Source organism: Actinacidiphila acidipaludis, assembly GCF_019890725.1.
GTDB classification, from domain to species: Bacteria; Actinomycetota; Actinomycetes; order Streptomycetales; family Streptomycetaceae; genus Actinacidiphila; species Actinacidiphila acidipaludis.
In genome coordinates, this window is record NZ_JAINZZ010000114.1 from 1 (window position 1) to 7,979 (window position 7,979).

6 protein-coding genes are annotated in these 7,979 nt (G+C 74.4%); 5 read left to right on the plus strand and 1 reads right to left on the minus strand.

The genetic code is table 11. The features are described from left to right. Positions 1-1,402: 1,402 nt before the first annotated feature. Positions 1,403-2,224, minus strand: coding sequence for an AfsR/SARP family transcriptional regulator (locus K7862_RS36700; protein WP_222970075.1), 822 nt, complete (start codon positions 2,222-2,224; stop codon positions 1,403-1,405). A 1,723-nt stretch (positions 2,225-3,947) separates the two neighbouring features. On the opposite strand from K7862_RS36700, the gene K7862_RS36705 reads away from it, so the two are divergent. The 5 genes from K7862_RS36705 to K7862_RS36725 form a co-directional block, all read left to right on the plus strand. Next, a complete protein-coding gene (locus tag K7862_RS36705; RefSeq protein WP_222970083.1) occupies positions 3,948-5,015 on the plus strand; it encodes a type III polyketide synthase in 1,068 nt (355 codons plus the stop codon). Then, positions 5,012-5,209, plus strand: coding sequence for a hypothetical protein (locus K7862_RS36710; protein WP_222970077.1), 198 nt, complete (start codon positions 5,012-5,014; stop codon positions 5,207-5,209). Before K7862_RS36705 ends, K7862_RS36710 begins: the two co-directional genes overlap by 4 nt. Continuing rightward, complete coding sequence (locus K7862_RS36715; protein WP_222970079.1) at positions 5,206-5,781, plus strand: cupin domain-containing protein; 576 nt, start codon at positions 5,206-5,208, stop codon at positions 5,779-5,781. The genes K7862_RS36710 and K7862_RS36715 overlap by 4 nt, the downstream gene beginning before the upstream one ends. Before the next feature lie 8 nt (positions 5,782-5,789). Continuing rightward, positions 5,790-6,944, plus strand: a complete 1,155-nt coding sequence (locus K7862_RS36720; RefSeq protein WP_222970081.1) for a DegT/DnrJ/EryC1/StrS family aminotransferase — start codon at positions 5,790-5,792, stop codon at positions 6,942-6,944. Then, positions 6,941-7,979: class I SAM-dependent methyltransferase (locus tag K7862_RS36725; RefSeq protein ID WP_262414370.1), on the plus strand; the 1,039-nt coding region annotated here is incomplete at its 3' end. The genes K7862_RS36720 and K7862_RS36725, both read left to right, overlap by 4 nt.

Consider the following 7,979-nt stretch of genomic DNA (forward strand, 5'->3'; position numbering starts at 1 on the left):
GCGCGCCCCGCCCCCGACCCCCGCCCCGCGTTGTCCCGTGACGGCCCCCGGCATGCCCGGGGGTGTCCCCTCCACGGCGGGGCCCGGCCGCCCCGGGCCCCGCCGCACCGCCGAGCCCCTGACGGCACCGCACCCAGCCCCGCGCGGCCGCGCCCGAACCCGTGCCCCCCGGCTGCCGTGCCCGAACCCGTGCCCCCGGTCCCTGTCCCGCCTCGGACTTTGCCCCGTGGCGGACCAGGCCGCCCCATCCACCCGGCCGCCGTGCCGAACCCGTGCCGCCGCACTCCACCCGCGCAGCCACGCCCGGAGAGCGGGCCACGGCCGGGGACCGGCCACAGCACCAACCGCCGCTGACGCACGGGCCGTTCACGCCGACCACCCCACCGTTGACCGCCCCGCGGGCCCCACCGCGCTGCCGCACACCGCTGAACGCCCGCCGCTCGCCGAGGGCTGGCCGCCAGCGGCCGCTGCTGTACAGGCAGTTCGCTGCTCGCCGGCCCCCGGCCCCCGGCACCCGGCAGCCGGCACCCGGCCCCCGGCCCAGCGCCCGCCCGTGCCGGCCCCCGGCCCAGCGCCCGCCCGTGCCGACCGCCGCTCGCCCACCGGCTGCCGTGCTGGCTGCTCCGCCGCCCGTCGACGGCTGTTCGCCACCGGCCGCTGCGGTAAGGGCAGTTCGCTGCCCACTGGCCCCCGGTTCAGCGTCCGCCGGCGCCGACCGCCGTCGCCCACCTTCCGCCGCTCGGGTGCCCGCCGCTCGCCCACCGGCCGCCGTGCTGGCCGCTCCGTCGCCCGCCTGCCCCCCTTCGGCCGCTGCGTGAGGGCGGTTCACTGCTCGCCGGCCCCGGTCCAGCGCCCTCCCGCCCACCTTCCGCCGCTCGGGTGCCCGGCGCCCGGGCCCACCGGCTGCCGTGCTGGCCGCTCCGTCGCCCGCCCGATGGCTGTTCGCCATCGGCGGCTGCTGTACAGGCAGTTCGCTGCTCGCCGGCCCCCGGCCCCCGGCTCAGCGTCCGCCCGCGCCGACCCCCGCCGCCCACCTCCCGCCGCTCGGGTGCCCGCCGCTCGCCGACCGGCGGCCGTGCTGGCCGCTCCGTCGCCCGCCTGGCCCCTTCGGCCGCTGCGTGAGGGCGGTTCACTGCTCGCCGGCCTTCGCCGTGCTGACTGCCGGCCGCCGCCCACTGCCCGGCCGCTGACCGTGGTCCCTCGCCCACCGGTCGCCGACTGTGGACCGTTGCCTGCCGGCTGGTGATCGTTTTCGGGGTGGGACGCCACCGCCCCGTGCGGGCAGCGGGTGCTGTCCGGACGGGGCGGTGGCGTTGGGGGTGCCGGCCGGGGGGGTGCAAGGGCCGTCAGGGGGTTGGTCCTTGCCGGATCCCGCGTGCCGCGAGCTCGGGTGGTGGGGGGGTCAGGCGGCGTAGAGGTCGAAGGTGGAGGTGCGGCGGGGGCCGGCGGTGATGTCCAGGCGGGGGTCGACGGCGAGCATGGCCTGGTGCATGCGCTGGAGTTGGGGAGAGGGTTCGACGCCGAGTTCGTCGATGAGGCGTTGCCGCATGCGGCGGTAGACGTCCAGGGCGGCTGCCTGCCGGCCTGACCGGTAGAGGGCGACCATGGCCTGGGAGTGCAGTCCTTCGTGCTGGGGGTGGCGGGCGATCAGGTCGGTGAGTTCGGCGATCATCTCCACGTGCCGGCCCAGCCGCAGTTCGGCGTCGATCCACCGTTCCTGGGCCACCAGGCGGCTTTGGGCCAGGCGCATCACCTCGATCTCCAGCACCGGTCCGACACGCACGTCGACCAGGGCCGGGCCCTGCCACAGTTGCAGTGCCTGGCGCAGCAGGTGGGCCGCGGCCTCGTCCTTGCCCTCCTCGAAGGCCCGGCGGCCCTCGGTGACCAGGCGCTCGTAGCGGTAGACGTCGACGGCTTCGGCGGGTATCTGCAGCAGGTAGCCGCCGTGCCGGGTGGCCAGCACGTCCTTGGCCGACACCGCGACCTGCGGGCCCATCGCCGCGCCCAGCATCCGCCGCAGTTGCAGGATGTAGGTCTGCAGGGTGGTCAGGGAACTGGGCGGCAGGTCGGTTCCCCAGGCCTCCTCCATCAAGGTCGGCACCGGCACGACCCGGCCGGGGTGGAGGGCCAGCAGCGCCAGGATCTGCCGGGGCTTGCCCGCGCTGGGGACGATCGAGACCCCGTTGACGTCGGCATCCAGCGAGCCCAGCACGTTGATGTTCATGCTTCCTCCCGTTGTGTTGCGTGGTCGTCAAGATGCGGAGCGTGATCAGGTCTCCGATGGTGTCGCGGGCGCCGAGCGCGCGGCGGGTGCCGCAAGCAGCCCTGCACCGCCTCTGGACCGCGGCCCCAGCCGCTCTCGAGCGGCCCTGCAGCGCCCGGCGGGCCCGCCCCACCCGCCCCGGCGCGCCCGCGCGCCGCCCGTACCCGCCGCGACCTGCTGTAACGGGCGGGACGGATGTGCCGTGATGGACGGATGCGATTCATCTTCCCCCGCCCCCGACAGCCCCGCCCACCCCACTGCCGCACCCCGCCCACCCCGCCCCCGCACACCCCGCCCGCCTTCCGCCGCCCTTCCGCCGCCCTTCCGTCTGCCCCGCGCCCGCCCGGGCTGCCGCCGCCCCCGCCGCACCCGCCGCGCCGGCGCCCCGCCGCGCGGGTCCGGGCGCGGGCGCGGGGTGAAGGACTGCTGCGGGCACGGCAGTTGCCGCCCCGGCCCGACCCGTGCCCGGCACACGCCCGTGCCCGGGCCCGGGGCCGCCGGCCCCGTCGCGGCCCCGGGCGCGTCCTCGTCGCGGTCGGGGGGTGCGGTTCCGGATGGCGGCCGACACCCGGTCCGGACGGCGGCCCGGCGGCGGCGGGGCGGCGGGGTTTCGTCGTCGGGCCGCCGGCGGGCGGGCGGTGTGCGGGTGGGCGGCGCGCGGGGGCGGATTGCGTGACGTCCGCCCCCGGCCGGGTGCTCGCGGGGACCGCGGGGTGGGATGCGGCTCGACCGGTTTCCCAGTGGTTGTCCAGGGGTTGCCGATCGCGCCTCGGCCGGCCGCGGGGGGTGGGGGGTGCTGTCACCAGGGCGGTTTCGGTGGCCGCTGCACACACCCCCCATGCGTGTGATCCACGTCACTTCCTGGTGGCCTTGGCGTGGCAGTGGCCGCAGTGTCACGATTTCCGCACGCCTTCCCTGCCCGAAAACAGTGAACGGGGCAGTGGGCCGATACGGCGCCGGCGCCGGTCGGCCGGAAAAACCGCGGGGGCGTGCACACCCCCTTCTTCCGTCCTCCTTATCCCCTCGCGGGCCCGCCCGCGGCGGAAAACCCGCCGGGCGGTGTATGCGCCCGGCGGCGGGAACGGGAAATCCGGGCCGCCGCATCCGCCCGGGCCGCTGATTCCGTCCGGGCCGCAAAAGATCCCCCGCGGACAACCCCCGCTCTTTTTCCGTGGCCCGGACATCCCGCACCCCGCACCCCGCACCCGCACCCCGCACCTCGTATTCCGCGTCCCGCGTCCCGGGTCCCGGGTCCGGCATTTCAGCTCCCCGCGCCCCGACCACGGCACCCCGGCCACCGCGCTTTCAGCCCCTGCTTTTTGCTGCGGTGGGGGAGGGGTGGGCGGGGGCCGGTGCTGTGCAGGCGTCACTGCCGGGGATGTTCCCGCGCCGTGCCGTACCTGCCGCCCAGGTGCCCAGGTGCCCAGGTGCCCGGGTGCCCGGGTGTCCGGGTGCCGGGGCGCCGGGGCGCCGGGGCGCCGGGGCGCATGGCTGTGCTGCCGGGTCCTGTGTCCGGGGCGAACGCTCCCGGGCGAACGGTCCGGGGCGGCGGTCGCGGGTGGTGGTGCGGGCGGAGGGTGTGGGGGGGTTCGGGGTTGAGGAGGGGGGTTGGCAGGCCGTTGGGGGCTTGTCGTGGGCTCGTCGTTCCACTGCCCTTGCTGTCGAGAGAAGTGGATTCCGGATAATGGCAAGGCTATGCAAGCCGGCTATGAGCGCGCCGGAACATGTGATCACGGTGGAAGAGACGCTGGAGTTTGCCGAGAAAGCGCATGCCGGCAAGCCGCAGCTTCCGTTGGCGCTTCGGTTGATCCGTAACACGGGTGTGAAGAAGCGTCACATCGTCCAGCCGATCGAGATGACGTTGCGGCATCCGGGGTTCGCCGAACGCAACCGGATCTATGAGGTGGAGTCGAAGAAGCGCTGCCCGCAGGTGATCGAGGAGGCGCTGGCGAACGCGGAACTGACGGCCCGGGACATCGATGTGATCATCTATGTGTCGTGCACGGGGTTCTTGATGCCGTCGCTGACGGCGTGGCTCATCAACAAGATGGGTTTTCGTTCCGACACCCGGCAGATCCCGATCGCGCAGCTGGGCTGTGCGGCGGGCGGCGCGGCGATCAACCGGGCGCACGACTTCTGCCTGGCGCATCCGGGCAGCAACGCGCTGATCGTCTCGTGCGAGTTGTGCTCGCTGTGCTACCAGCCGAGTGCCGATGACATCGGGTCGCTGCTGTCGGACGGGCTGTTCGGTGACGCGGTGGCCGCGGCGTGTGTGCGCGGGTCGGGTGGCCGGGGCATCGAGCTGGAACGCAATGCCTCGTATCTGATCCCGAACACCGAGGAGTGGATCTCCTACGCGGTGCGGGACACCGGGTTCCATTTCCAGCTCGACAAGCGGGTGCCGGGCACGATGGAGCCGCTGGCTCCGGTGCTGCGGGAGCTGGCGAAGGACCACAGCTGGGAGGCGGGCAACCTCGACTTCTATCTGGTGCACGCCGGCGGCCCGCGGATCCTGGACGACCTGGCGAAGTTCCTGGAGGTCGACCGGGAGGTGTTCCGGCACTCGTGGGCGACGCTGACGCAGTACGGCAACATCGCCTCGGCGGTGGTGCTGGAGGCCGCGCGGCGGCTGTTCGAGGAGGACCCGCCGGCGGTCGGCGCGACGGGGCTGATCGCCGGGTTCGGTCCGGGGATCACCGCGGAGATGGCGCTGGGCACCTGGGCCGACGACGTCACGCAGGAGGTGCGATGAACACCCCGGCGTCCCCGGCGCCTCTGACCGCGACTGCCTGGCCGTCCCGCACCCCGGCGTCCCCGGCCCCGCTGTCCCCGGTCCCGCTGTCCCCGGTCCCGCTGTCCCCGGTCCCGCTGGCGTTCCGCACCTCGCTGCTGACGTTGCGGGACTCCTGGTCGCGGCTGCCGGTGGTGGGGGGTGGTGTGGGGTGACGGGTCTGGTGCTGGGTCCGGGTGCGGGCCGGCGGCTGGTCACTCCGGCGCAGGAGGTGACGTTCAAGGCCACCGGTGCGCAGGGTTCGTCGGTGTCGGTGTTCGAGGTCGTGGTGCCGCCGGGCTTCGACGTGGGCGCGCATGTGCATGCCCGGTCGCAGGAGTTCTTCTACGTGCTGGACGGCGAGCTGGAGCTGCTGGCGTTCGAGCCGGTGCGGCGCAGCGCGCGGGACTGGCATCTGTGGCAGTCCGAGCAGGGCGACAAGGCGGTGCGGGCGGGTGCGGGGTCGAGCATGCTCGTGCCGTCGGGTGTGCCGCACGCGTTCCGTAATGCCGGTGATGTGCCGGCGCGGATGCTGTTCACCTGTTTTCCCTCGCCCGATCACGAGCGGTATTTCGAGGAGATCGCCGAGATCTGGTCGCGGGGCGCGGACGGGGTGGATCCGCGGGCGGTGGAGGAGATGCGGTCGCGTTACGACGTCGCGCAGATCACGCCGCTGCGTTACCAGCCGCCCGCGCCGCCCGTGCCGGGTGTCCCGGGCGGGCCGGGTGGGCTCAAGGACGGGAGGTGAAGCCGGGCATGGACGCGATTTCGCTGGTCCACGCGTCGCTGGGGGAGCAGGAACTGGCGGCGGTGGCGGAGGTGTTCGCCTCCGGCTGGCCGGCCGGGCAGGGTCCGGCGGGCAAGCGCCTGGAGGCGCAGCTGGCGCAGCGTTATCAGGTCGGGGACGCGGTCGCGGTCAGCAACTGCGGGGCCGCGCTGCATCTGGCGCTGATGGCGCTGGGGGTCTCCGCGGGCGACGAGGTGATCGTCGCGGACTACACCTTCCCCGCCCCGGCGCAGGCGGTGCGGTATCTGGACGCGGTCCCGGTCTTCGCCGATGTGCGGGCCGACACCGGGACGGTGGATCCGCAGGCGGTCGCCGATCTGGTCACCGACCGCACGGTCGGGGTGATCGCGGTGGACACCCTCGGGCTTCCGGCCGACTACGCCGAGCTGCGGGCGATCACCGGCCGGCACGGGCTGTTCCTGGTCGAGGACGCGGCCTGCGCGGTCGGCGCGACCTACCGGGGTGCGCCGGCCGGGGCGCTGGCCGAGATCGGCTGCCTGTCCTTCCACGGCCGCAAGGGCGCCAGTTGCGGTGAGGGCGGTGCGGTGCTGGCCGCCGATCCCAAGGTCGGTGCGGACGTGCGGCTGCGGTCGTCGTTCGGTATCGGCTCGATCTTCGACATGGGGTCGGTGGTGGGCCTGCCGATCCCGCAGTTCACCGAGATCGGCTACAACTTCAAGCTGTCCGACATCGCCGCGGCGATCTTGTCGGTGCAGCTGGGCCGGATCGAGGAGCTGCTGGCGCGCCGCAGCGCGGTCGCCGACGCCTACGGGCAGCTGCTGGCCGGCCAGGAACTGCTGAGGCTGCCGCACGTGCCGCAGGACCGCACCCACGCCTGGCAGTCCTACCTGATCACCCTGGACCCGCGGGTGGACCGGGCCGGGGTCGCCGCCCAGCTGCGCGGTCAGGGCATCGGCTGCGGGCACGGGGCGTGGGCCAGTCATCTGCAGCCGGTCTTCGCCTCCGGGCAGTCCTGCCCGGTCTCGGCGGACCTGTTCGCCCGCAGCCTGGCCATTCCCATGCACGCCGAACTGACCGACAGCCAGGTCGAGCAGGTCGCCGACGCGTTGATCAGCGCGGTCGCCGCCCACACCCCGGCCGGCCTGGTGGGAGGAGCAGCATGACCACCACCCCCGCAACCCCCGCAACCCCCGACCCCGCCACCGGCCCCGCCGCCGGTCCCGGCGCTGCGGCAGCGGGGCATCCGCTGGACGCGTCCTGGCAGTCCGCCCCCGCCCCCGCTCTCGCCGGTCCGGCCGGTGGGGTGGGGCAGGTGCCGAGTCCGGACGGGGTGCTGCGGCTGATCAACGGCTACTGGGCGACCGGTGTGCTGGCGGCGGCTTGCGAGCACCGGCTGTTCACGCATCTGGCCGCGGGTGCGGCCGACGCCGACGCCCTGGCGGCGGCGGCGCGGATCTCGCAGCGCGGTGCGCAGGCGCTGCTGGACGCGCTGGTCGCACTGGGCCTGGTGGAGCTGGAGGGGGGCCGGTATGTCAACGGTCCCGCGGCCGCGACGTATCTGGTGGAGGACAGCCCCGTCTCGCTGGCGGCCTTCGCGCGGCTGAAACTCAAGCACATGGGTGCGCTGGCCGATCTGCCGCAGGTGGTGCGGGCCGGCGGGCCGGTGACCGACGCGGTGGTGGAGGTCGCCGACAATCCGCACTGGCGGGAGCTGGTGCTGGCCATCGCCCCGCAGTCGGTGCCCGCGGCGCGTGTGGCGGCCCGGGTGCTGGACCTGGCCGGCGCCGGGCCGCAAGAGATCCTGGACGTCGGCGGCGGCTCGGGGGTGTATGCGGCGACCTGGCTGCAGGCCAACCCCGCCGCGCACGCCACCCAGCTGGACTGGGCGCCGATCAACGCCATCGCCCGCTCGCTGATGGACGAACGGGGCCTGTCGGACCGGTTCACCACCATCGACGGGGACTTCCACACCACCGACTTCGGCACCGGCGTCTACGACGTGGCGCTGTACTCCCACATCGCGCACCAGGAAGGCCCCGGCAGCAACATCGAGGTCTTCACCCGGCTGCGGCAGGCCCTGCGGCCCGGCGGGGCGCTGGTGGTGTGCGACTACATCGTCGACGACGACCGCAGCGGCCCGGCGTTCCCGCTGGTGTTCGCCTCCGAGATGCTCCTGAAGAGCCGACTTCATCAAGACT